Origin of the sequence: Microbacterium ureisolvens (assembly GCF_015278315.1) — a bacterium.
Classification (GTDB): domain Bacteria; phylum Actinomycetota; class Actinomycetes; order Actinomycetales; family Microbacteriaceae; genus Microbacterium; species Microbacterium ureisolvens.
The window spans coordinates 139,919-162,313 of sequence record NZ_JADIJE010000007.1 but is presented as its reverse complement, the minus strand read 5'-3'; the positions used below and the strand labels follow the sequence as shown (position 1 = coordinate 162,313).

Genomic DNA, 22,395 nt, shown 5'->3' with positions numbered 1-22,395 from the left:
CTCACTATAAACGCAGTGGATTGGGCACTATGTCCGTAGTAACCTGCTCTCATGGGCGCGAAGGAGCCCCCTGGGGGCAGGAGTCATGACAGCGGCGCGGCGGAGGTCGAGTCGCCGCCCGGCACGATCCCGCACGTCGACGGCGTGCGCCACCGCTTCATCCAGCTGCCCGGGCTGCGCATGCACGTCGCCGAGGCAGGCGACGGGCCGCCCCTCCTGCTGCTGCACGGCTTTCCGCAGCACTGGTGGGCGTGGCGCAAGGTGATCCCAGGGCTCGCCGCGCACTTCCGCGTCATCTGTCCCGACCTGCGTGGATCGGGCTGGACAGAGGCGCCGCGCGACGGCTACGACGCCGCGCAGCTGGTCGCAGACACCGTCGCGCTCCTTGACGCGCTGCAGCTCGACCGCGTCGATGTGATCGGGTACGACACCGGCGGGATCGTGGGCTACCGCCTGTGCCTGCGGCATCCCGACCGGGTCGGACGCTACGTGAGCTTCGCAACGCCGCACCCGCACCCGCAGTTCCATCCTCGCCTGCTGCTGCACCTGTGGCGGCTGTGGCCGATGTTCGTGATCGCGACGCCCGGGCTCGGCGCGCGCCTGATCGGCCGCGGACGTCAACGGCTGCCGCGATGGCAGATGACCAGCGACGCGGACGATCCCGCGGTCTTCCCGCCGGACGTCGTCGAGCAGTACGTGTCGCTGCTGCGCGATCCGGCCCGCGCGCGTGCCGGGTCGCGCGTGTACCGCCACCTCGTTCTGGCGGAGGCACGACGCTCCGGAGCGCGCGCCTACCACAGCACCCGCCTGCGCACTCCGACGCTGGCGATCTACGGAGAGGTCCTCTACGACAACGACCCCGTCGCGCGCGAGCACCCCGAGGTGCTGGACGGGTATCAGGATCACGCGGACGACTTCACGCTCGAGCACGTGGAGGACTTCGGCTACTACCTCGCCGAGGAGCGGCCCGAGGTCCTGATCGACCGGGCACGCGCGTTCCTGCGAGCGGACGCGCACTGAGGGCGCGCCCGCCCGCGACACCGACCGGTGATACGGTCGCGACGTGGCATCCGAGAAAGGGTCGCCGGAGGACGACGCCCGCCTGGGCCTCACGCTCAGCGGCGGCGGCGCGTTCGGCGCCGCTCACGTCGGCGTGCTGCAGGTGCTCGAGGAACGGGGCATCCGTCCCGGCATCGTCACCGGCACGAGCTCGGGCGCGCTCGTCGGCTCCGCCTTCGCCGCGGGACTGGACGGCGACGCGATCGAGCGGATCGCGCTGCGCTTCCGGTGGAGCCGCATCGCGCAGTGGAGCTTCCAGCCGCGCTGGGGGCTGCTGGACACGCGCGTGGTCACCGACGCCATCCATCGTCTTCTCGGCGAGGACCCGCGCATCGAAGATCTGCCTCGGCACTTCGGCGCGGTGGCGACCGACCTGCGAACGCGTCAGGCGGTCACGATCGACACGGGCCCGCTGAGCGCGGCGCTGCGGGCGACCATCGCGGTTCCCGGGATCCTGCCGCCCGTCCGTCTCGGCGGCCGGCTGCTCGCCGACGGCGGGATGATCGACAACGTCCCGCACACCGCCGCCCGCGAGCTGGGAGCCGATCGCGTGGTCGTCGTGCATCTGCACGCCAAATGGGAGAACGCGCGGATGATGCGATCGACGACGAAGATCTCGGAGCTGATCGCCGATCCGAGCGTCCTGCTGATCCAGCCCGAGATGGAGCGGATGGCGCAGTGGACGATGCGAGACGTCCCGCGCCTCATCGCCGAAGGACGCCGCGCGGCGACCGCAGCACTCGACCAGACGCCCGGCTGGAACCGGCCGGCGACGGCGGACTCCCCCGCCTGAGCCCGGGACGGCGCGGATCGGTCGCCTGCGGTGAGGCGAGCCGGGCGGCGAGCCGAGCCGGGCGGCGAGCTGAGCCAGGCGGCGAGCTGAGCCAGGCGGTCGAGCGACCCTCCGCGACCTCGGGCGTATCGGCGCCGCACCGGCTCGTCAACCCCCGTGCCGCGGCATCCGTCGTCTGCGACGCTTCATGCGCCACACCCGGGAGATGACGATGACCGACCTGCTGCCGCGAACGACGCCGGCCCTGTTCACCGCCCGCGGGCAGCTCAGCGGGCTGCTCCTCGATGTCTTGCCCGACGAGCCCGACGAAGCGCTCGTCGACGGTCTCGCCGAGGCGACCGAGGCGGCCCTCATGACCGACGACGTGCTGCGCGACGACGACGTGCAGCTGTCGCTGTTCCTCCTGTATGCGCTCGCCTACGGCTCGGTGCCCGCCCTCGACGCGGGATGGGAGTGGCACCCGGCGCTGATCGCCGCCCGGATCCGCCTCGAGCGGACGATGGAGGCACGGCTCCGCGAGATCGTGCCCATGCCCGACCTGCCCGAGCCGACGCGCGACGCCGTCGCACAGTCGCTGTTCGAGCTCACGGCTCCGACGCACGGGCCGAGCGTCTCGCGCTTCGTCGCGAAGAAGGCCGACCGCGAGCAGCTCGACGAGTTCCTCATCCTCAAGAGCATCTACACGCTGCGCGAGGCGGATCCGCACTCGTGGGCGATCCCCCGGCTGACGGGCCGCGCGAAGGCGGCGCTCGTCGAGATCCAGTCCGACGAGTACGGGGGCGGCGACCCCGGGCGCGTCCACGCGGCGATCTTCGCGCAGACGATGCGCGGCTGCGGCCTCGACGACACCTATGGTGCCTACGTCGACTGCGCGCCGGCGATCGTGCTCACCGCGCTCAACATGATGTCGATGTTCGGCCTGAACCACCGCCTGCGCGGAGCGACCGTGGGCCACCTCGCCGCGTTCGAGATGACCTCGTCGCTGCCCAACCGCTCCTACGGCGACGGCTTCCGGCGGCACGGGTTCGGAACGGACGTCACGTGGTACTTCGATGAGCACGTCGAGGCGGATGCCGTGCACGAGCAGATCGCCGGGCGCGACCTCGCCGGCTCCCTCGCCGAGGACGAGCCAGACCTGCTGCCCGACATCGTCTTCGGCGCCGCCGCCTGCCTCGCCGTCGACGACCTCGTGGGTGCGCACATCCTCGAGTCGTGGGACGCCGGCCGCGGCGCGCTGCGGCAGTCGGCCGGCCGAGCCGGGTGACGGATGCGGCATCCTGAGGCCCTCGAATACGTGCTGCCGCTGCGCTGGGAGGGTGACGAAGGACTCGCCGAGCTGACCGCGTACCTGCGGCGCCTGTCGCAGTGGGTGGACGTGACGGTGGTCGACGGCTCGCCGCCCGCGCGGTTCGCCGCGCACGAGCGGATGTGGGGATTCGTGCGGCACGTCGCCCCCGCCCGGCCTGGAGCGAACGGCAAGGCACGCGGTGCGATGACGGGGATCGACCTCAGCCGGCACGACCGGGTCGTGATCGCCGACGACGACGTGCGGTACGAGCGGGCGGAGCTGCTGCGGGTGGCCGCGCTGCTGGAGGGCGCGGAGTTCGTCCGTCCGCAGAACGTGTTCCGTCCGCTGCCGTGGCACGCCCGCTGGGACACCGGGCGGAGCCTGGTCAACCGCGCCCTCGGCGGGGACTTCTCGGGCACGGTCGCACTCCGGCGTTCGGCGCTGCGCGGACAGGGGTACGACACCGACGTGCTCTTCGAGAACCTCGAGCTCGAGCGCACCGTGCAGGCGCACGGCGGCCGGGTCGTCGTCGCGCGCGATCTTCACGTCGAGCGGCGGCCGCCGACGGTGCGCCGCTTCTTCGAACAGCGCGTGCGCCAGGCCTACGACGACTTCGCCCAGCCGGGGCGGCTGGTGCGCGAGCTCGCCGCGCTGCCGCTGTTCGTGATGGCAGCGCGGAGTGGACGGTGGCGCGCGGTGGTCGCCGGGGCCGTCGCGATCGTGGCGTTGGCCGAGTTCGGTCGTCGCCGGGCCGGCGGTGCGGCCGTCTTCGGCCCGACGGCGGCGCTCTGGGCGCCGCTGTGGCTCGCCGAGCGGGCCGTCACCGTCTGGATCGCCGTGGCGCTCCGCCTGCGCGGCGGCGTGCGTTACCGCGACGCACGGCTGGCCCGGGCGGCGAATCCCCTGCGCCGCCTCAAGCGAGCGGCCGCGCACGTCGAAGGCGGAATGAAGGAGGAGTCCTATGGTCGAGCCGCGTGACGCCGTCACCATCACCCCGTACACCGACGGACCGCTCATCGTGCGCGGCGCCGCCCAGCTCATCGACGAGGACGGCCGGCCGATCCACCGCAACCGCCGCACGGTCGCGCTGTGCCGCTGCGGCGCCTCGGCGATCAAGCCCTGGTGCGACGGCACCCACAAGCTCTCCGGGTTCCGCACCGGCACGCCGGAGGCGTGACCCGGGGGAGCTCCTGCCGGCGGGCGCGTCGGACCGGGCCCGCGGCATCCGATCACCGCTCCGAGCCGTGCCCCCACCCGCCGAGGTCGGAGATCGCGAGGAAGAGCGCGAGCTAACCGCCGGCCATCACCTCGCGGGGCGAACGGCCCTTCGGCTGGGTCGGCGCCGGGCCCGGGTCCGGCAGCGACGGCGTGGGCAGTGTCAGCGGCACGCCCGGGGTCACCTCGACCGCCTCGCCGAAGTGGCGCAGCCGCAGCGGCGGGCCGTCCGCCAGGGTGTACGTCGTCGCGTCGGCGTCGACCTCCACCCGGAGCACGTGCCCGGCCACGCGGATGCCGAACGACAGCCGCGTGATCGAACCCGCCAGCCGCGGCGCGAACTCGAGGCAGTCCGCGCAGTCCCTCATGCCGCCCAGGCCCGACACGACAGCCGTCCAGACGCCGGCGAGCGCCGCGACATGCAGGCCGTCGTCGATGTCATCGCGAAGGTCGTCGAGATCGATCGTCGCGGCCTCGGTGAGGTAGTCCATCGCGAGGTCGAGGTGACCGCACCACGCGGCGACCACAGACTGGCTCGCCGCCGACAGCGACGAGTCGCGCACCGTGAGCTCCTCGTAGTACGCGAACGCGCGCGCCGTCTCTTCGGGGGTGAACGACTCGTGGAAGAACTGCAGCGCGAGCACGAGGTCGGCCTGCTTCAGCACCTGCTTGCGGTACAGGTCGAAGTACGGGAAGTGCTCCTGCAGGGGGTACTGCTCGGGAGAGGTCGACTCGAAGTCCCAGCGCTCGCGCTCGGTGAAGCCGGCGGCCTGCTGATGCACGCCGCGCTCGTCGTCGAACGGCACCGCCATCGCGTCGGCGGCCACCTCCCAGGCCGCGATCTCGTCGTCGGCGACTCCGAGCCGTCGCGCCTGCTCGGAGTGACGGCGTGCGGCCGCCGCCGCACCGCGGAGATTCCGCTGCGCGGCGAGGTTCGTGAAGGTGTTGTCGTCGACCAGCGCCGAATACTCGTCGGGACCGGTGATGCCGTCGAGGTGGAAGCCCCCATGCTTGTCCCAGCGCCCGAGAGAGACCCACAGCCGCGCGGTCTCGACGAGGATCTCCAGCCCGATGTCGCGCTCGAGCTCGACGTCGCCGGTCGCGCGCACGTAGCCGAGCACCGCGCCGGCGACGTCGGCGTTGATGTGGAAGGCCACCGTGCCCGCGGGCCAATAGCCCGAGCACTCCGGCCCGCTGATGGTCCGCCACGGGAACGCCGCTCCCGAGAGGTGCAGCTGCTCGGCCCTGTCGCGGGCGTGGCCGAGCGTGGAGTGCCGCCAGCGCAGCGCGTCGGCTGCTGCGTCGGGCACGGTCCACGTGAGCACCGGCAGCACGAAGGCGTCGGCGTCCCAGAACGTGTGCCCCTCGTAGCCGGGACCCGTCAGCCCCTTGCCCGGGATCGAGCGCACCTCGGCGCGCGCGGCCGACTGCAGGACCTGGAACATCGCGAACCGCACCGCCTGCTGCAGCCGCGCATCGCCCTCGACGGCGACGTCGCAGGCCTCCCAGAACCGGTCGAGGAACGCGCGCTGCTCGTGCACCAGCCCGTCCCACCCGACCCTGGCCGCCGTCGACACCGCAGCTTCGACGCGGTCGCGCAGCGCGGCATCCGTCAATTCACCGGACCATTCGTGCCCGACGACCTTCACGAGACGGATGCCGTCACCCGCCGCCAGACGTGCCGTCACTGTCGTGCGCGCCTCCTCGTCGGTCGCCACGGTGTCGACGGTGACGCCGTCGCCCGTGACCTCGTGCTCCATCGCGACGGCGACGCCGATGCGGCTCCGCTTGGTGCGATACAGAAGCGTGGCGCCGGTCGCGGAGGTGAACCGGTCGACGGCCTCGTAGGGGTTCTGGAGCGGCGCCATCACGCGCTCGTCGGGATGCACGCTCGGAAGCGGCTCATTCGCGACGATCTCGGAGAGGACGGTGATCTCGACCGGCCCGCTGAGCGCCGTCACGCGGTACTCGATCGCGGCGATCGCGCGATGGGTCAGCGACACGAGCCGCGCCGACTCCACGAGCACGGAGTCGCCGGCCGGCGAGGTCCAGCGCACCGCGCGGTGCAGCGTTCCGGCCTGGAAGTCGAGACGCTGCTCGTGAAGCTCCAGCCGCCCCTGGCGGATGTCGAACGGCTCGTCGCCGACGAGCAGCCGGATCACCTTCCCGTCGGGGGCGTTGATCAGGGTCTCGCCGTGCTCGGGATAGGCGTAGCCGTCCTCGGCGTAGGGCATCGGGTGGTGCTCGAACAGACCGTTGAGGTAGGCGCCGTTGACCTCGCACGGATCGCCCTCGTCGAGGGTGCCGCGCCAGCCGATGTGGCCGTTGGAGAGCGAGAACACCGACTCGCGATGCGCCTGCCGTGACGGATCCCAGCCGGTCCAGCCGATGCCCCACGGCGAGACGTCGAAGTGCTTACTGTCGGGCATGCCTCGATTGTGCGGGGCGCATCGGAAGGCCGCGAAGGTCTTGCAATCCGGCGGGGGCCCAGGTATCGGACGCCTGCCGTGGCCCGCGCGCCGGCGTCGGCTCAGGTGACGACGCGGTCCGCGCGCGAATAGACGTTGAGCGACCGCCCCCGCGAGAACCCGATGAGGGTCAGTCCCGACGAGACGGCGAGCTCGACGGCGAGCGACGAGGGCGCCGAGACGGCGGAGAGAACCGGGATGCCGGCCATCACCGCCTTCTGCACCAGCTCGAAGCTCGCGCGGCCCGACACCTGCAGCACGGTTCCCGTCGCGGGCAGGCGATCATTCAGCACCGCCCAGCCGACGACCTTGTCGACGGCGTTGTGACGGCCGACGTCTTCGCGCAGCACGAGGAGATCGCCGGTGACGGCGTCGAAGAGCGCCGCGGCGTGCAGGCCGCCGGTCTTGTCGAAGACGTCCTGCCCCGCCCGCAGCGCGTCGGGAAGACCGGCGAGCCACGCAGCGCCAAGGGCGACGGCATCCGTCCCGACATCGAAACGGGATGCCTTTCCCACCTGCTCGATCGACGCGGTGCCGCATACCCCGCACGAGCTGGTCGTGTAGAAGTTGCGCGCGATGTCGGCGATGCCGAGGGCGACACCCGGAGCCAGCGTGACATCGAGGACGTTGTAGGTGTTCTGCGCTGACGACTCATCGCTGAAGCCGGCGGGAAGCACCGCCCCGGTGCCGGGTCCGCCGCAGTGGATGGCGGAGCGGAAGTCCGCGCTCGAGGTGAGCACGCCTTCGCCGGTGAGGAACCCCGCGGCGAGCTCGATGTCGTGACCGGGAGTGCGCATCGTCACCGTCACCGGCTCGCCACCCACGCGGATCTCGAGCGGCTCCTCGACCGCGAGGGTGTCGGGCCGGCGGCGGACCGCGGCTCCGGACTCGTCGAAGGCGATCCGGGTGACCGGCGTGCGGGTGGTGAGGCGTCCCATGTCAGCCGCCGATGGCGTTCATGCCGCGTGCGGGTTGCAGGAAGGCGGGGTCGTTGATGGCGTGGCCGGGGAGCTTGCCTTTCACGCAGGCGCGCAGCATCCGGTCGATGCCGGCGTCCACGGACGTGTCGGCGGGGGTGCGGAGGGTGGGTAGCAGGTCGTATTCGGTGGTGGAGAACAGGCAGTTGCGCAGTTGCCCGTCCGCGGTCAGCCGCAGCCGGTCGCAGTCGCCGCAGAACGGGGCCGTCACCGACGCGATCACCCCGACCGTGTGCGGGCCGCCATCCAGCAGCCACCGCGCCGCCGGCGCGCCACCGCGCCCGGGCACCTCGGTCAGCGTCCACCGGGTGGCCAGGGTGGTGAGGATCTCGTGCTGGGTGACCATCCGGTCCCGGTCCCAGGTGTGCCCGGCATCCAACGGCATCTGCTCGATGAACCGCAGCTGCACGTCGTGGTCGATCGCGAACTGCACCAGCTGCACCAGCTCGTCGTCGTTGACCCCCCGCATCGCCACCGCGTTCAGCTTCACCGGCCGCAACCCCGACGCCGCCGCCGCCGCGATCCCCGCCAGCACATCCTCCAACCGGTCCCGGCGGGTCAACGCCGCGAACCGGTCCCGATCCAGCGTGTCCAACGAGATGTTCACCCGCGACAGTCCCGCCGCGATCAGCCCGGGCAGCAGCTGCGGCAGCCGGATCCCGTTGGTGGTCATCGCCACCTCCACCCCGCCCCCGTCCGGCCCGGTCAACCCCGCCAGCCGGGCCACCACCTCGACGATGTCGGTGCGCAGCAACGGCTCGCCACCGGTGAGCCGGAACGTGGTGATCCCATCCGCCGCCGCCACCCTGGCCACCCGCACGATCTCGTCCACGGTCAGGATGCTCGACTTCGCCAACCACTCATTGCCCTGCTCCGGCATGCAATACGTGCACCGCAGCGAACACCGATCCGTCAACGAGATCCGCAGATCCCGATGCACCCGCCCATGCGAATCCACCAACGGCAACCCCACACCCGCCGCCACACCCGCCGCACCCACCGCACCCGGAGCGGCGGGCACGCCGAGGGGACCGGACGCCGCAGGCACCGGCATCCGCCGACCGATCGTCACCGGGATCGCCGTCATGCGCGTCTCCGGGTTCGTTCTGCCGCCGTGGCCATACTCCGAGGGTAATCCGGCTGCGCGGGCAGCGGACCGGATGCGTCGGCTCCGTCCACCGAGGACGACGCGGGTTCTCGCCCCCGCCGGTCGGTGGCGGAGAGGGGGGTCGACGCGAGGGGGCGGAGCGAGGATCCTCGTACTCGGGCGCACCCACAGGGAAAGGACGAAGATGTCTGGAAACAAGGCAGTCGCCTACAAAGGACCCGGTGTCGTCGAAGTGATCGACACCGCCTATCCGGAGTTCGAACTGAAGGACGGGCCGGGCGTGAACCCGGCGAACGTCGGGCGCAAGGTGCCGCACGGCGCGATCCTGCGCACCGTCGCGACCAACATCTGCGGGTCGGACCAGCACATGGTCCGCGGCCGCACGACGGCGCCCGCGGGGCTCGTGCTCGGCCACGAGATCACCGGCGAGGTCGTCGAGGTCGGCCCCGACGTGGAGTTCATCAAGGTGGGCGACATCGTCTCGGTGCCGTTCAACATCGCGTGCGGCCGCTGCCGCAACTGCAAGGAGGGCAAGACCGGCATCTGCCTGAACGTCAACCCCGACCGGCCCGGCAGCGCCTACGGCTACGTCGACATGGGCGGCTGGGTCGGAGGCCAGGCCGAGTACGTGCTGGTGCCCTACGCCGACTGGAACCTGTTGAAGTTCCCCGACCGCGACCAGGCGCTCGAGAAGATCCTCGACCTCACGATGCTCTCCGACATCTTCCCCACCGGATTCCACGGCGCGGTGACGGCGGGCGTCCGCCCCGGCTCCACCGTCTACATCGCCGGCGCGGGCCCGGTCGGCCTGGCCGCCGCGGTCGGCGCTCAGCTCTTGGGCGCCGCGGTCGTCATCATCGGCGACCTCAACGAGGACCGGCTCGCGCAGGCACGCTCGTTCGGCTGCGAGACGGTCGATGTGTCCCAGGGCGACCCGAAGGAGCAGATCGAGCAGATCCTCGGCGTTCCCGAGGTGGACTCGGCGGTCGACGCGGTGGGCTTCGAAGCGCGAGGACACGGATCGGATGCCTCGCACGAGGCACCCGCGACCGTGCTCAACTCGCTCATGGACATCACCGCGGCCGGCGGCGCGCTCGGCATCCCGGGACTCTACGTCACGGGCGACCCGGGCGGCATCGACGAGGCGGCGAAGGTCGGCTCGCTGTCGCTGCGCCTGGGCCTCGGCTGGGCGAAGTCGCTCTCGTTCACCACCGGGCAGTGCCCGGTGATGCGCTACAACCGGCAGCTGATGATGGCGATCCTCTACGACAAGGTGCAGATCGCGAAGGCCGTCAACGCGACCGCGATCTCGCTCGCCGACGCCCCGCGCGGCTATGCCGAGTTCGACCAGGGTGCGGCCAAGAAGTACGTGCTCAACCCGAACGGCTACATCAAGGCGGCGTGAGCGCGATCCCGGATGCCGCGGCCCGCGGCATCCGTCCACCCATCGAAAGGAGAGCTGTATGTCTGTGACCCTCGAAGACGCTCGCCGCGTCATCGCCGCCGCGGAGAAGCGCGCGGACGAGATCGGCCAGCCGATGAACATCGCCGTGGTGGACGCCGGCGGCAATCTCGTCTCGCACGTGCGCCAGGACGGCGCGTGGATCGGGAGCATCGAGATCTCGATCAGCAAGGCGTGGACGTCGAAGGCGTTCGACATCTCCACGAAGGACCTCGGCGACAACTCGCAGCCGACCCAGCAGTTCTTCGGCATCCACACGACGAACGCCCACGGGCGCGGCGTGGCGATCTTCGCCGGCGGCGTGCCGCTGACACGAGACGGCAAGGTCGTCGGTGCGGTCGGCGTGAGCGGCGGGTCGGGCGAGCAGGACCAGACGGTCGCCGAAGCCGGCGCCGGCGCGTTCTGACGCCTCGCACGGAGTCAGCGCAGCGCTTCGCGCAGAGCGGTGCCGCCTCTTCGGGGACGGCACCGCTCGCACGTGACCGGCTGCGGATCCGCCTAGCCGGAGGCCGGCAGAGTGCTCCGGCTCAGGAGATCTCGAGCGGATCGTCGACGCTCCGGGCGGGCGGCGGGGTGAGGATCAGCCGCGTCTGCTCCTGCATGTAGCCCACCGCCTGGTCGTTCGGCGGCCCTTGCAAGGCGTTCTGCGTGGTCTGGGTGATCAGCTCGGTGCTGTGGTTCAGCAGAAACGTCGCCTCGACCTCGTTGCCGTCCATCCCGATGCCCCGCAGCGTGACCGTGTCGGTCATGTCCGCCGAGCCGAGGGCACGCGCGTACTCCATCAGCCAGTCAGCCGAGTCGTCGTCGAGGAACATGGCCTTGTCCGCGTACGTCACGTGTTTCATGGCCACACTGTGCGGGCGGGGCCGCATCGCGGCACATCCCGTTGACACTTCCCCCTACGCGTGCATGAAGCGAGGGGAGGGGACGGATGCCGCGCCCTGTCGCGTGTCGGCACCCCGTGGTTTGCTGACCGCATGAATACCGTGACTTCCGCCGACGGCACGTCCATCGCGTACACGAAGAGGGGTGACGGCCGTGCGGTCGTCATCGTCAACGGGGCGCTGTCGACCGCCGCCGACGCGGCCGGCCTGGCGACCGCGCTCGATGAGGCCGGCTTCACAGCCGTGACGTGGGACCGACGCGCTCGCGGTGCGAGCGGCGATGCACGCGGATCGACGCCTGAGCGGGAAGCCGAAGACCTCGCCGCGGTCATCGACGCAGTGGGCGGCGAAGCGGCTGTGCTGGGTCACTCCTCCGGTGCGGTGCTCGCGCTCTTCGCGGCGTCTCGCGGAGTTCCGGTCCAGGCGCTGTTCCTCTCCGAGCCGCCGTTGCGCTTCGGAGAAGACGAACCCGCCGACGACCTCGCCGACCGGCTCCAGGCCGACGTGGATGCCGGTCGCCTCGACGAGGCGGTCGTCACCTTCCAGCTCGAGGGTGTCGGACTCCCCCGCGAGATGGTCGACGGCATCCGCGCGAGCGACCAGTTCGCCGGCATGCTTCCCCTCGCCCAATCGACGGTCTACGACACCAACCTCGTGCGCGTCTGCTCAACGCCGAGCGCAGAGATGCTGGAGATCTCCGCGCCGGTCACCGTGCTGCGCGGCGAGCAGACCTTCCCGGTGCTGCTCACCGCCGCCGACCGGCTGTCCGAGGCCATCGAGGGTGCCGAGCTCGTCGTGGTGCCCGAGTCGGTCATGCACCGGCCCGACCCCGCGGCCACCGCGCGGGTCGTGAGGGAGCGGCTCCGGTAGACCGGAAGCTGTCCGCAACCCGGCGTCACCCGTTCAGGCGGTCGAGCAGGTCCACCGCTGCCCTGGCATACTCGCCGATCCAGCGATCGTGGATTCTCTTGATCGGCAGGGGCGCCAGGGCGAGGTGCCGCTCCCGGCCCACCCTGCGTCCCGTCACGAGCTCGGCCTTCTCGAGCACCCGCAGGTGCTGCAGCACGGTCGTGCGGTCCACCTCGGGGAAGCGAGCACACAGTGCGCCGGTGGTGAGCGGCTCGTCCTTCAGCGCGTCGAGCATGCGCCGGCGCAGCGGCGCGGCGAGCGCCTTGAACACGAGGTCATCATCGGACCCCTTGTGCGCGGCATCCGTCATGTTATAAAACTACAACATGTCTGATGCACTCACCGAGCTCTCCTTCACCGTGTCGGGGCGTGTCGCACGCCCGCCTGCCGAGGTCTACGAGGCCGTCGCCGATCCCGACCAGCTCTCGCGCTACTTCACCACGGGCGGCGCCCACGGCCGCCTTGAGCAGGGCGGCGAGGTCACCTGGGACTTCGCCGATTTCCCCGGCCGGTTCCCGGTGACCGTCGTCGAAGCGGACCCGCCGCGTCGCCTGGTGATCCGCTGGGAGGCGCGCGCGGGGCTCGATGCCGAGACCACGACGACGTTCGAGTTCGAGCCGATCGACGACGGCGCCCGCACGCTCGTGACGATCACCGAATCGGCTTGGCAGGCCAACGCCGACGGGGCGAAGAGCGCGTTCGGCAACTGCGAGGGCTGGACGGGCATGCTCGCCGCGCTCAAGGTATGGGTGGAGCACGGCATCAACCTCCGCGAGGGCTTCTACGCCTGACGTCCCCCGGCCGCCGCGGACCGAGAGCGCGCGAAGTGCGCATCCCACCAGCCCAAAGCGCGCAGACTGCCGGTCTGCGGACGACCGGAGCGCATTCTGCGCGCTCTCGGCTGACCGCGAGGGATCAGCCGCGGAAGAACGACACCCCGAGGTCGGGGTGGTCGACGAAGACGCCGTCGACGCCGGCGTCGCGGATGATCCCCCACTCGGCCTCCCAGTCGCCGAAGGCCTCCGGCCCGCCGCGCCCGCGGAACTGGCCGATGAGGAATCGGTTCTCGGGCCGGCAGGTCCACGTGAACACCCGGAGCCCCCGGTCGTGCGCGTCGGCGACGACCCGCGACGCACCGCTTGTACGCCCGAGCTTGTCGGGTGCGAGGATCGTGCGCTTGTCGACGCTGATCCCGTCGACCCTCCCGGCGAGCCCGTCGAGGCCGGCGGGTGCGGCGGTCTGCCGGTACGTCAGCGCGGCCTTGCCCTGCGTGGAGTACAGGTCGAACGGACGCCCGGACGCCTCGAGCAGGTAGACGTACGCCGCACGGATGCCGCGCTCCTGCAGCGCGAAGAGCACCGTCGACTCGAACGCCTCGATCGTGAGCGGCAGCTCACCCGACGCCCAGCGGGCGTCGCGGAGCTCGGCGTCCACCAGTGCGGCGATATCCCACCCGATCGATGCGAAGTAGGTCGCGTGCTTGATCTCGAGCACCACGCCGATCTCGCGGCCCTGCTCGAGCGAGGCTTCGCGCACCGCGTCGAGCACGTCGCGCAGCCGCAGCACGGGCTGCTCGTCGTCGAAGCTCGCGCTCGAGGCGCGCACGTCGGGAATCCTCTCGCGACAGCGCAGCGTCGCCAGCTCGTCCCACGTGAAGTCCTCGGTGAACCAGCCGGTCAGCGCGATCCCGTCCACGGTCTTCGTGGTGCGGCGGTCGGCGAACTCCGGACGCTGCGCCACATCGGTCGTGCCCGAGATCTCGTTCTCGTGCCGGACGACCAGCACGCCGTCGCGCGACACGACGATGTCGGGCTCGACCGCGTCGACTCCCATCGCGAACGCCATCGCGTACGACGAGCGCGAATGCTCCGGGCGGTATCCGGGCGCGCCGCGGTGCCCGATGACGAGCGGATGACGGCGCGGCACCGTCTCAGCGTAACCAGGCGCCCGGTGCGGGCCGGGGGCGCGGCATCCGTTCATAGTCTCCTCACAGCGGCCGCCCGTGCCGTCGGATCGCCCGTCGGATAGTGTTGATCAACAGCATCGTGCTGGGATTCTCTTGACATTGGAGTGTGAGAGCAGTGGCCCTCAACAACCCCGCGTTCAACAACCCGGCCTTCCAGGACCCGAAGGCCGTTCAGACCTACCCCGGCGGTTCGCAGGCGGCGAACCTGGGCGGGAACACGCAGTTCGCGACGGCGCAGCGGGCCGGAACGGATGCCGCAGCGCAGGCGCAGCTCGAGGGCATGTACGCGGCACCGTCCGCGGGTGCCGCCGAGACCGGCCGCATGTCCTACGAGGACACCATCTGGAAGACCGTCGGCCTGTTCGCCGTCCTCCTGGTCTTCGCCGCGATCGGCTGGGTGTGGACCCTGGGGGGCACGTCGGCGACGCAGCCCAACCAGATCGCGATCCTCCCCTGGATGCTCGGCGCACTGGGCGGCTTCGTGCTGTCGCTCGTCGTCATCTTCACGTCGCGCAAGAAGATCCGCCCCGCGCTGATCTTCGCCTACGCCGCATTCGAGGGACTGTTCGTCGGCGGCATCTCGGCGTTCTTCGAGGTGCAGTGGGAGGGCATCGTCCTCCAGGCGACGCTGGCCACCCTTTCGGTCGTGGGCGTGACGCTCGCGCTCTTCGCCAGCGGCAAGATCCGCGCGTCGAAGCGGGCCACGAAGGTCTTCCTCATCGCCATGGTCGGCTACCTGGTGTTCTCGCTCGTGAACATCGGCCTCATGCTCTTCAACGCCCCCATCGCGGGCGGCCCGTTCGGCATGCTCAGCCAGGAAGGCCCCCTCGGCATCCCGTGGGGCGTGATCATCGGCGTGTTCGTCGTCATCATGGCCGCGTACTCGCTGGTCCTGGACTTCGACCAGATCCAGCAGGGTGTGCGCAACGGCGCCCCGCGTCAGTACGGCTGGCTCGGCGGCTTCGGCATCATGGTCACCGTCGTCTGGCTGTACATCGAGATCCTCCGCATCATCGCGATCGCTCGCGGCAACAACTGACGCACCAGCGATCGCTCGAGAACGGCCGTCCGGGTTCACCGGGCGGCCGTTCCGCTGTTCCCGAGGTACCGCGCCGACGCGCCCGGGAGTCCGCCGTGCGTTCGGCCGGGACGGTGTCGAGGCATGCGCCGGCGACCTAGGCTGATTCCGATCCGAGGGGTGGCATGGCTCGACGACTCGCGGCGATGAGTGCGGTGGCGCTGCTGCTCTGCCTCACCGCATGTTCAGGAGGCCCCATGACCGCGTCCACCCCCTCCGCGCCGGAGCCTTCGGCCTCGGCCACGCCGTCGGCGCCTGCTCCCTCGGCGTCGGGCGAGCCGCCGCTGATCACCACGACCCCGGGGCCGATTGAGCCGACCGGCGAGGCCGTCCGCGTGCCACCGGCACGCTGGGACGCGATCGTCGCCGACCTCGCGGCGCGCGGGATCACCGGCACACCCGAGCTCGTCTCCTCGCACGCGGTCACGTGGCGCAACGGCGCCCTCGGGTGCCCTCAGCCCGGGATGTCGTACACCCAGGCGCTGGTGGACGGCATGCGGGTCGTGGTCGTCGTCGACGGCACCGAGTACGACTACCGCTTCGGCCGCGGCGACACGCCGCGGCTCTGCACCCGCTGACCTCAGGGTCCCCTGTGGCGGAAGACCGTCGAGAGCGCACGATCTGCGAGCGGAGGCCGGCTGGCGCGGCAGTTCGCGCGCTCTCGGCGGGGCCCGGCGACCGGGGTATGCGCCAGATGGCGCCCCGCCTTACGACGGGACGCCATCTGTTGCGCTGCGCGAGAGGAGCGGGGACTACTTGGCCTTGACCAGGATCGCCTCGCCCGCACCTGCCGGGTTGTCCATTGCGACGACCATGACGCCGAGCGGCTTCTGCTCGGTGAACGCCTCGGCGTCCACGACGACCGGCACAGGGATCGTGCCGCCGACGGGGACAGAGGCCGACTGGCTGTTGCTGAGGGCCGGTGCGAACGGGTTGTACGTCGCGACGCCGTCCATCACGTCGGAGCCGTCGTTCACGAGCGACGAGGCCTGCACGGCGTAGTCGAACGTGCCCGACTCCTCGGTCAGGCCGAGGTCGGCGGCGAACACCGGCAGCAGGATGGTGCTGCTGTCGGTCGGCGCCGAGGCGTTGAAGCCCGTGGCGTACGTCACGCCCGCGGCGACGTCGTAGGCGAACACCTGGATGATGCCGTTGACGGAGCCGGCGGTCACCAGGCCGCCGTCGGCGGCGTAGACGATCCAGTTCGGCTCGCCATCGCGGTCGGTGTCGACGTGGACCTCGTACTGGTTGCTCGCCGCGTTCGACCACCGGTTGTGGGTGTTGAGCGCGAAGACCACCAGCTCACCGAGCTCGTCGTTGTACAGGAACGAGCGGACGCCCGCGGCGCGCAGGTCGTATCCGGTGTCGGCGAACGACTTCGGCGCATCCTTGCGATCCTCGAGGCCCCACGTATAGAACGACGCGCCTCCGGCGAGGGCACCCTTCTTGTTCGTGAGGGCCACCGACACCTCGCCGTCGACCGGCTGCGACTTCTTGGTCACCTTGAGGTCGCCCTTGGCCGAGACGTCGGTCGTCGATCGCGGAACCAGCAGGTACGGCACGCGGAGCGTGTCGGCCGCCGACGTGAACACGACGTCGCCCGAGAACTCGTAGAACGCGAAGCCGCCGACCGTAGAGCTGCCGACGGTCGCAGTCGAGCCGTCGAGCGTGACCGTGACCTTCGCCGAGCGGCCCGCCGGCACCGTGAGCTGCGACGGGCTCACGCTGACCGTGGCCGACTCGGACTGCGCGGATGCCTGCGCCGACACGGTGTAGGTGACCGCCTCACTGCCGTAGTTCGTGAGCGTGACCGTCTTCCTCTTGCCCTGGAAGGCATCGCGGCTCTCCTGGAACCCGAAGTTCAGCGCGGTCTCGCGGAGCTTGCCGTCATCGGTCTTGAAGGAGTCGCCCGTCGCGGTCACCTGCTGGGCGACGGCCTGCGCGGGGTCGACCAGGCCGACGCCGCCGCGGACCGGGTTCTGACCCGCGACCTTCTCGGGGTCGGCCGTCGCGACCAGCACCGATGACACCTCGGCGGCCGACCACGCCGGGTGGGCCTGCACGGCGAGCGCCGCGACGCCCGCGACGTGCGGAGCCGCCATCGACGTGCCCGAGATGGTGGCCGGCCCGCTGCCGGTGCCGACGCCGGTGGAGACGATCGAGACGCCAGGCGCCGCGACGTCGACGCCGAGCGCGCTGTCGCCGCTGCGGGGTCCGGCCGAGCTGAACGACGCGTAGCCGCGGAAGCCCGGGTTCGCGAGGGGCGAGGCGACCACGGTGGCCGGCCGGTCATCGACGAGCTTCGGCCCGTCCGACAGCCGGACGCCCAGGAACGGGATCGTGACGGTGTACTGCTCGCCCGTGTCGGGGTTCTCCGTGATCGCACCCTCGAACGGCGGGAAGTCGTTCGTCGAGTTGATCATGACAGCGGCTGCCGCACCGGCCTTCTGCGCGAAGACCGCCTTCGCCACGCGGGCGCACGTGCCGCGGGTCGAGACGGCGAGCTGGTTGCCGCCCGGAGCGACCCCGGCCTTGGTGTAGGCCTCAGTGGAGCAGCCGAGCGCCTCGTTCTCGTTCGGAGTGGCAGGGTCGTCCGTCAGTCGCACGACCGTCATGCCGGGAAGACCGGTCAGCACCGCGCCGTTCGCGTTGATCGCGGGGATCGCGACCCCGTCGACCGTGATGGTCGCACCGGGGAAGCTCTCCGTGCTGTCGACGGCCGCGACGCTGACGACGCCGTTGCCGTTGCCGGCGAGATAGGGGCTCGGCCCCTCGTTGCCGGCGGACTTCACGACGACCACGCCGGCGCCGACGGCGTTGGCCGCGGCCACCTCGTCGGCGTCGTCACCGCGGCCGAACGGCGAGCCGAGCGACATGTTGATGACGTCCATGTCGTTGTCGACCGCCCAGTCGATCGCGGGCACGACCACGTCGGTCGAGCCGCCGCAGCCGAAGACCCGGAGGGCGTACACGTCGGCCTCCGGCGCGACGCCGGGTCCGATGTCGAACGTCTGCGACGGGGTGGTCGAGTCGTAGGGACCGGCGTACGTCTCACCATCCGCGACGCCGCTGCCCGCGGCGGTGCCGGCGACGTGGCTGCCGTGCCCGTTGCAGTCGAGCGGGTTCGCGTCCGGCTTGGGGACGGGCTGGTAGTCCGGCGAGTCGGGGTCGGCGTTGTAGGTGTCGCCGACGAAGTCCCAGCCGCCCTTCACGCGCGGCGCTTCCGGGCCGAACTGGGCCGGATCCGCCGGCTGGGCCTCGGCGGCACGGGCCGCGTTGTACGCGTCGACGGTGCCGGCGCCGCCGAAGTTCGCGTGGGTGTAGTCGACGCCGGTGTCGATGATGGCGACCTTGATGTTCTCGCCGGTGTAGCCGGTGTCCTGCCATACGTCGTGCACTCCGAGGAACGGCACGGAGACGGCGTTGTCGAGCGTGTACGTCTTCACCGGGTGCACCGCGACGACGTTCGGAAGCGCCGCGACCGCGTCCACCTCTTCAGCCGGGATCGACACCTGGATGCCGTTGTAGGCCGACTGCATCTTGGCCTGGATCTTGCCGCCCTTGCTCTCGAGCGTGCCGCCGATCGCATCCTGCGCGGCCTTGAGCGACTGCTTGATCGCGCTGCGCTCCGACTTCGAGAGCTTCGCGCCCTTCTTCGCCTCTGTGACGGCCGTCGGGTCGCCTGCCATCTCGACGATGACGGTCACGCGTCCGTCGGCGCCGACACTGTGCGGGCGGAAGCTCGTGCCGACGGGTCCGCTGGTCTCGGACTGCTCGAGTTTCGGTGTGGGGTCGTCTTCGGGAGCCGCGGCCATCGCCGCGGTCGGGGTTGCGATGGCCAGCGCGAGCGCGCCGACCACCGCCAGGGGACGTCGGAACAAGGGGGAGCCTGCCTTCTCGTGTGTGTGGGGAAAAACAGCGAGGGGTGTGAGGGGGACGTTAGGTGGGATTAACCGAAACGTCAACAGAAAACTCTCAGGTTGAGCAGAGAACGCAGTTTTCCGGCCGATGACCGCGCGATTCGGCGGCCAGCGCTCCTCCGCAGTCGCTGGGGCCTCGAGCGTGGCGCTTCTGCTGTGAGCGGAACGGCTCGCGGGCCGCGGGCTCGGCGACCTATCGTGACGCCATGGCCGAGATCATCCCGCTGCCGACCAAGGCACCGCAGACCTCCCGCGAGCTCGAGCCGCTGTGGCGCGACGCACTCGGCGAGCGACTCCGCCGTCTCCGCCACGACCGCGGGGAGCGCCTCGCCGACACCGCGGATCGCGCCGGAGTGTCGCCGCAGTACCTCTCCGAGATCGAGCGCGGACTCAAGGAGCCTTCGAGCGAGATGATCGCCGCGGTCGCCGGCGCCCTCGAAGTGACGCTGATCGAGCTGACCGCGGGCGTGGTGGACGACCTCCGCTCCCGGGCGAGCGAGCGTGCGGTGGTCGGATGCCGCGCCGCGTTCGCCCTCGCCGCGTGAGGCGTCGCTCCCACCCGGGGTGAGTGCCCGCCCCCTGGCCGATGTCGCTTGGCGTCGCTAGCGTGGGCGGGGTGACGCCCGCGAAGTCGGAAGCAGAGATCCTCGAGATCGACGGGCACGAGGTGCGCATCTCGAGCCCGACGAAGATGGTGTTCCCCGAGCCCGGCCTCACAAAGCTCGACGTCGTGCGCTACTACCTGTCGGTGGCCGACGGGGCGCTGCGCGGTGCCGGCGGCCGCCCGATGGTGCTCAAGCGCTTCCCCAAGGGCATCGACGCCGAGCCGTTCTTCCAGAAGCGCGTCCCCGAGAACCATCCCGAGTTCATCGACACCGCGACGCTGCACTACGCCCGCGGCACGTCCGCCGAGGAGGCGGTGATCCGGGATGCCGCGGGGCTGGCGTGGGTCGTCAACCTCGGCTGCCTCGACCTCAACCCCCATCCCGTGCGCGCCGAGGATCTCGACCGCCCCGACGAGCTGCGCATCGACCTGGATCCGATGCCCGGCGTCGACTGGTCGCAGATCGTCGACGTCGCCTTCGTCGCGCGCGAGGTGCTCGACGACGTCGGCCTCGTGGGCTGGCCGAAGACGAGCGGCTCCCGCGGCATGCACATCCTCGTGCGCATCGCGCCGCAGTGGGACTACAAGCAGGTGCGGCTGGCCGCCGAGACGCTCGCGCGCGAGGTCGAGAACCGCGCGCCGGGTCTCGCGACCGCCCGCTGGTGGAAGGAGGAGCGCGGCGAGAGCGTGTTCGTCGACTTCAACCAGAACGCCAAGGACCGCACCGTGGCATCGGCGTACTCGATCCGCCCGCTCCCCGATGCGCGGGTGTCGACGCCGCTGGACTGGGACGAGGTGAGAGACCGCCGGCCCGAGGAGTTCACCGTGCTCACGGTGCCGTCGCGCTACGCGGAGCTCGGCGACCCGCACGCCGGCATCGACGACGCGGTCGGTACCCTCGACGGGCTGCTGCGGCTCGCCGAGGAGCTCGGCCCTGGCGAGAAGCCGCCGCGCGGCGGCACGGCGGACGGCAGGCGCCAGTCCACCATGCCGCTCATCGAGGTTGCGCGCACAAAGACCAAGCCCGAGTCCGTCGCCGCTCTCGACGAGTGGAAGCAGCGACATCCGACGGTCGCGGAACAGCTTCATCCGGCCGACGTGCTGATCGACGGCATGCGCGGTTCGAGCTCGCTCTGGTACCGCGTGCGGGTCAACCTGCAGCACGTGCCGGAGGCCGAGCGCCCACCGCAGGAGAAGCTGATCGCCGACTACGACCCCTGGGAGGGCAAGGTCTGGCCCGGCGCCCCTGGCCGCTGATCCCCGGTTGTCAAGGGAGCGAGGACGCTTCGTCTCGCCGGCGCCCGCTCAGCGACCGACTCCCCAGGCGAAACGCGTCGCACCTCGGACCGCACTCGAGCGTCTCGTCTCGTCTCGTCTCGCTCCCCTCGCTCGACGGCCACGCAGTTCAGCGCTCCTCGAGCACGTGGTCGGCCAGGCCGTACGCGACTGCGTCGGCCGCGGTGAACACGCGGTCGCGGTCGGTGTCTGCGCGCAGCTTCGACGGCTCCTGTCCGGTGTGCCGGGCGAGGATCTGCTCCACCTCCCCGCGCACCCGTACGAGCTCGTCCGCCTGCAGGATGAGGTCGGGGATCGCGCCCCTCCCCTGACCCGCGGGCTGGTGGAGCACGACGCGCGCGTGCGGAAGCACCGAGCGCTTGCCCGCGGCGCCCGCGGCGAGCATGACGGCCCCGACGCCGATGGCCTGACCGACGACGGTGGTCGCGACATCCGGTCTCACGTGCTGCATGGTGTCATAGACCGCGAGCATGGCCGACGGGTCGCCGCCCTCGCAGTTGATGTAGAGCTGGATGTCGCGGTCCGGGCTGTCGGCGTCGAGGTGCAGCAGCTGGGCGATGAGCGCGTTGGCGACCCCAGCGTCGATGCCGGTGCCGAGGTACACGACGCGCTCAGCCAGCAGGTGCGAGTAGACGTCCATGATGCGGTCGCCGCGCGGATGCTGCGCCACCACGTTGGGGATCGTGTACGAGCTCATGCCGCCACCTCCGCCGGGCCGAGACCGAGTCCGGCCGGTCGCCGGCGTCGTGGCACCACCTGGGCGAAGTCGTCGACGATGCCGTCGATGAACCCGTAGTCGCGCGCCTCGGCTGCGGTGTACCAGCGGTCGTGCAGCGAATCCTCGAAGATACGCTCGACCGACTGCCCGGTGTCGGCTGAGATGAGTCCGAGCACGGTGTCGCGCATGTGGCGCAGATCGTCGGCCTGCACCTCGACCTCGACCGCCGAGCCGCCGATGCCTGCCGAGCCCTGATGCATCAGGATGCGCGCGTGCGCCAGCGCCCGTCGCTTGCCCCGGGTGCCCGCCGAGAGCAGGAACTGCCCGGCGCTGCACGCGAGGCCGAGCGCGAGCGTGGCCACGTCGTTGGGAATGAGGTTCATGACGTCCCTGATCGCGAGCATGGACGGCACCGAGCCGCCCGGCGAGTGGATCCAGAGGGCGATGTCGGATGCCTCGTCCTCGGCTGCGAGCGCCAGCAGCTGCGTGGCGATCAGGGTGCCGTTGTCGTCGTCGAGCGCGCCGTCGAGCACGAGCACGCGCTGGTGGAACAGCTCGCGGCGCGCCTCGGCTCCGAACTGCGGGATCTTGCCTTCTTCTGCCATGCCCCCAGCCTGCGCACCCGCGGCGGGCGCGGCATCCGTTTCCGC

At 71.0% G+C, this 22,395-nt stretch carries 22 protein-coding genes; 13 read left to right on the top strand and 9 right to left on the bottom strand.

The window, feature by feature from the left end; genetic code table 11:
• Positions 1-51: 51 nt before the first annotated feature.
• The 5 genes from IM767_RS12510 (at position 52) to IM767_RS12490 (ending at position 4,317) form a co-directional block, all read left to right on the top strand.
• Positions 52-1,020, top strand: a complete 969-nt coding sequence (locus IM767_RS12510; RefSeq protein WP_109211105.1) for an alpha/beta fold hydrolase — start codon at positions 52-54, stop codon at positions 1,018-1,020.
• A 43-nt stretch (positions 1,021-1,063) separates the two neighbouring features.
• A complete protein-coding gene (locus tag IM767_RS12505) occupies positions 1,064-1,852 on the top strand; it encodes a patatin-like phospholipase family protein (protein WP_109211106.1) in 789 nt (262 codons plus the stop codon).
• Between the two features lie 211 nt (positions 1,853-2,063).
• Entirely contained in the window at positions 2,064-3,116 is a 1,053-nt protein-coding gene (locus IM767_RS12500; protein ID WP_109211117.1) for an iron-containing redox enzyme family protein, read from the top strand.
• A 3-nt stretch (positions 3,117-3,119) separates the two neighbouring features.
• Positions 3,120-4,118, top strand: coding sequence for a glycosyltransferase family 2 protein (locus IM767_RS12495; protein WP_109211107.1), 999 nt, complete (start codon positions 3,120-3,122; stop codon positions 4,116-4,118).
• Positions 4,102-4,317, top strand: a complete 216-nt coding sequence (locus IM767_RS12490; RefSeq protein WP_109211108.1) for a CDGSH iron-sulfur domain-containing protein — start codon at positions 4,102-4,104, stop codon at positions 4,315-4,317. Before IM767_RS12495 ends, IM767_RS12490 begins: the two co-directional genes overlap by 17 nt.
• A 112-nt stretch (positions 4,318-4,429) precedes the next feature.
• On the opposite strand, the gene IM767_RS12485 is transcribed toward IM767_RS12490, so the two are convergent.
• The 3 genes from IM767_RS12485 to moaA form a co-directional block, all read right to left on the bottom strand.
• Positions 4,430-6,784, bottom strand: coding sequence for a glycoside hydrolase family 65 protein (locus tag IM767_RS12485; RefSeq protein WP_109211109.1), 2,355 nt, complete (start codon positions 6,782-6,784; stop codon positions 4,430-4,432).
• A 101-nt stretch (positions 6,785-6,885) separates the two neighbouring features.
• Positions 6,886-7,761: a formate dehydrogenase accessory sulfurtransferase FdhD gene (gene fdhD / locus IM767_RS12480; protein ID WP_109211110.1), complete on the bottom strand. Its 876-nt coding sequence runs from the start codon at positions 7,759-7,761 to the stop codon at positions 6,886-6,888.
• A gap of 1 nt (position 7,762) precedes the next feature.
• Positions 7,763-8,887, bottom strand: a complete 1,125-nt coding sequence (gene moaA / locus IM767_RS12475) for a GTP 3',8-cyclase MoaA (protein WP_194398879.1) — start codon at positions 8,885-8,887, stop codon at positions 7,763-7,765.
• Positions 8,888-9,092: 205 nt separating this feature from the next.
• Between moaA and fdhA the strand changes: the two genes are divergently transcribed.
• Both fdhA and IM767_RS12465 read left to right on the top strand, forming a co-directional pair.
• On the top strand, positions 9,093-10,313 hold the full coding sequence (fdhA, locus tag IM767_RS12470; RefSeq protein WP_109210382.1) for a formaldehyde dehydrogenase, glutathione-independent: 1,221 nt from the start codon (positions 9,093-9,095) through the stop codon (positions 10,311-10,313).
• 58 nt (positions 10,314-10,371) lie between these two features.
• The gene (locus tag IM767_RS12465) at positions 10,372-10,776 is read left to right on the top strand and encodes a GlcG/HbpS family heme-binding protein (protein WP_109210383.1); all 405 of its coding nucleotides are present in this window, start codon (positions 10,372-10,374) and stop codon (positions 10,774-10,776) included.
• 121 nt (positions 10,777-10,897) lie between these two features.
• Here IM767_RS12465 and IM767_RS12460 read toward each other — a convergent pair whose 3' ends face one another.
• Positions 10,898-11,215, bottom strand: a complete 318-nt coding sequence (locus tag IM767_RS12460) for a hypothetical protein (RefSeq protein WP_162564275.1) — start codon at positions 11,213-11,215, stop codon at positions 10,898-10,900.
• 132 nt (positions 11,216-11,347) lie between these two features.
• On the opposite strand from IM767_RS12460, the gene IM767_RS12455 reads away from it, so the two are divergent.
• Complete coding sequence (locus tag IM767_RS12455) at positions 11,348-12,124, top strand: alpha/beta fold hydrolase (protein WP_109210385.1); 777 nt, start codon at positions 11,348-11,350, stop codon at positions 12,122-12,124.
• 25 nt (positions 12,125-12,149) lie between these two features.
• Here the strand turns inward: IM767_RS12455 and IM767_RS12450 are convergent, their stop codons facing one another.
• The gene (locus tag IM767_RS12450) at positions 12,150-12,473 is read right to left on the bottom strand and encodes an ArsR/SmtB family transcription factor (protein ID WP_109210386.1); all 324 of its coding nucleotides are present in this window, start codon (positions 12,471-12,473) and stop codon (positions 12,150-12,152) included.
• Positions 12,474-12,489: 16 nt separating this feature from the next.
• Here IM767_RS12450 and IM767_RS12445 point away from each other — a divergent pair, with 16 nt between their 5' ends.
• The gene (locus IM767_RS12445; protein ID WP_109210387.1) at positions 12,490-12,954 is read left to right on the top strand and encodes an SRPBCC domain-containing protein; all 465 of its coding nucleotides are present in this window, start codon (positions 12,490-12,492) and stop codon (positions 12,952-12,954) included.
• Between the two features lie 124 nt (positions 12,955-13,078).
• On the opposite strand, the gene IM767_RS12440 is transcribed toward IM767_RS12445, so the two are convergent.
• Positions 13,079-14,089, bottom strand: coding sequence for a glycerophosphodiester phosphodiesterase family protein (locus IM767_RS12440; RefSeq protein WP_109210388.1), 1,011 nt, complete (start codon positions 14,087-14,089; stop codon positions 13,079-13,081).
• A gap of 155 nt (positions 14,090-14,244) precedes the next feature.
• Between IM767_RS12440 and IM767_RS12435 the strand changes: the two genes are divergently transcribed.
• Positions 14,245-15,168 carry a Bax inhibitor-1/YccA family protein gene (locus IM767_RS12435; protein WP_109210389.1) on the top strand — a complete coding sequence of 308 codons (924 nt, stop codon included), beginning with the start codon at positions 14,245-14,247 and terminating at the stop codon, positions 15,166-15,168.
• 236 nt (positions 15,169-15,404) lie between these two features.
• Entirely contained in the window at positions 15,405-15,785 is a 381-nt protein-coding gene (locus tag IM767_RS12430) for a hypothetical protein (protein WP_239453288.1), read from the top strand.
• 174 nt (positions 15,786-15,959) lie between these two features.
• On the opposite strand, the gene IM767_RS12425 is transcribed toward IM767_RS12430, so the two are convergent.
• Entirely contained in the window at positions 15,960-19,088 is a 3,129-nt protein-coding gene (locus IM767_RS12425; RefSeq protein WP_239453289.1) for a S8 family serine peptidase, read from the bottom strand.
• Between the two features lie 245 nt (positions 19,089-19,333).
• Here IM767_RS12425 and IM767_RS12420 point away from each other — a divergent pair, with 245 nt between their 5' ends.
• Both IM767_RS12420 and ligD read left to right on the top strand, forming a co-directional pair.
• Complete coding sequence (locus IM767_RS12420; RefSeq protein ID WP_109210391.1) at positions 19,334-19,672, top strand: helix-turn-helix domain-containing protein; 339 nt, start codon at positions 19,334-19,336, stop codon at positions 19,670-19,672.
• 71 nt (positions 19,673-19,743) lie between these two features.
• Entirely contained in the window at positions 19,744-20,988 is a 1,245-nt protein-coding gene (gene ligD, locus IM767_RS12415) for a non-homologous end-joining DNA ligase (protein ID WP_109210392.1), read from the top strand.
• A gap of 148 nt (positions 20,989-21,136) precedes the next feature.
• Here the strand turns inward: ligD and IM767_RS12410 are convergent, their stop codons facing one another.
• Positions 21,137-21,724: a ClpP family protease gene (locus IM767_RS12410; RefSeq protein ID WP_109210393.1), complete on the bottom strand. Its 588-nt coding sequence runs from the start codon at positions 21,722-21,724 to the stop codon at positions 21,137-21,139.
• The gene (locus IM767_RS12405) at positions 21,721-22,350 is read right to left on the bottom strand and encodes a ClpP family protease (RefSeq protein ID WP_109210394.1); all 630 of its coding nucleotides are present in this window, start codon (positions 22,348-22,350) and stop codon (positions 21,721-21,723) included. Before IM767_RS12405 ends, IM767_RS12410 begins: the two co-directional genes overlap by 4 nt.
• Positions 22,351-22,395 lie beyond the last annotated feature (45 nt).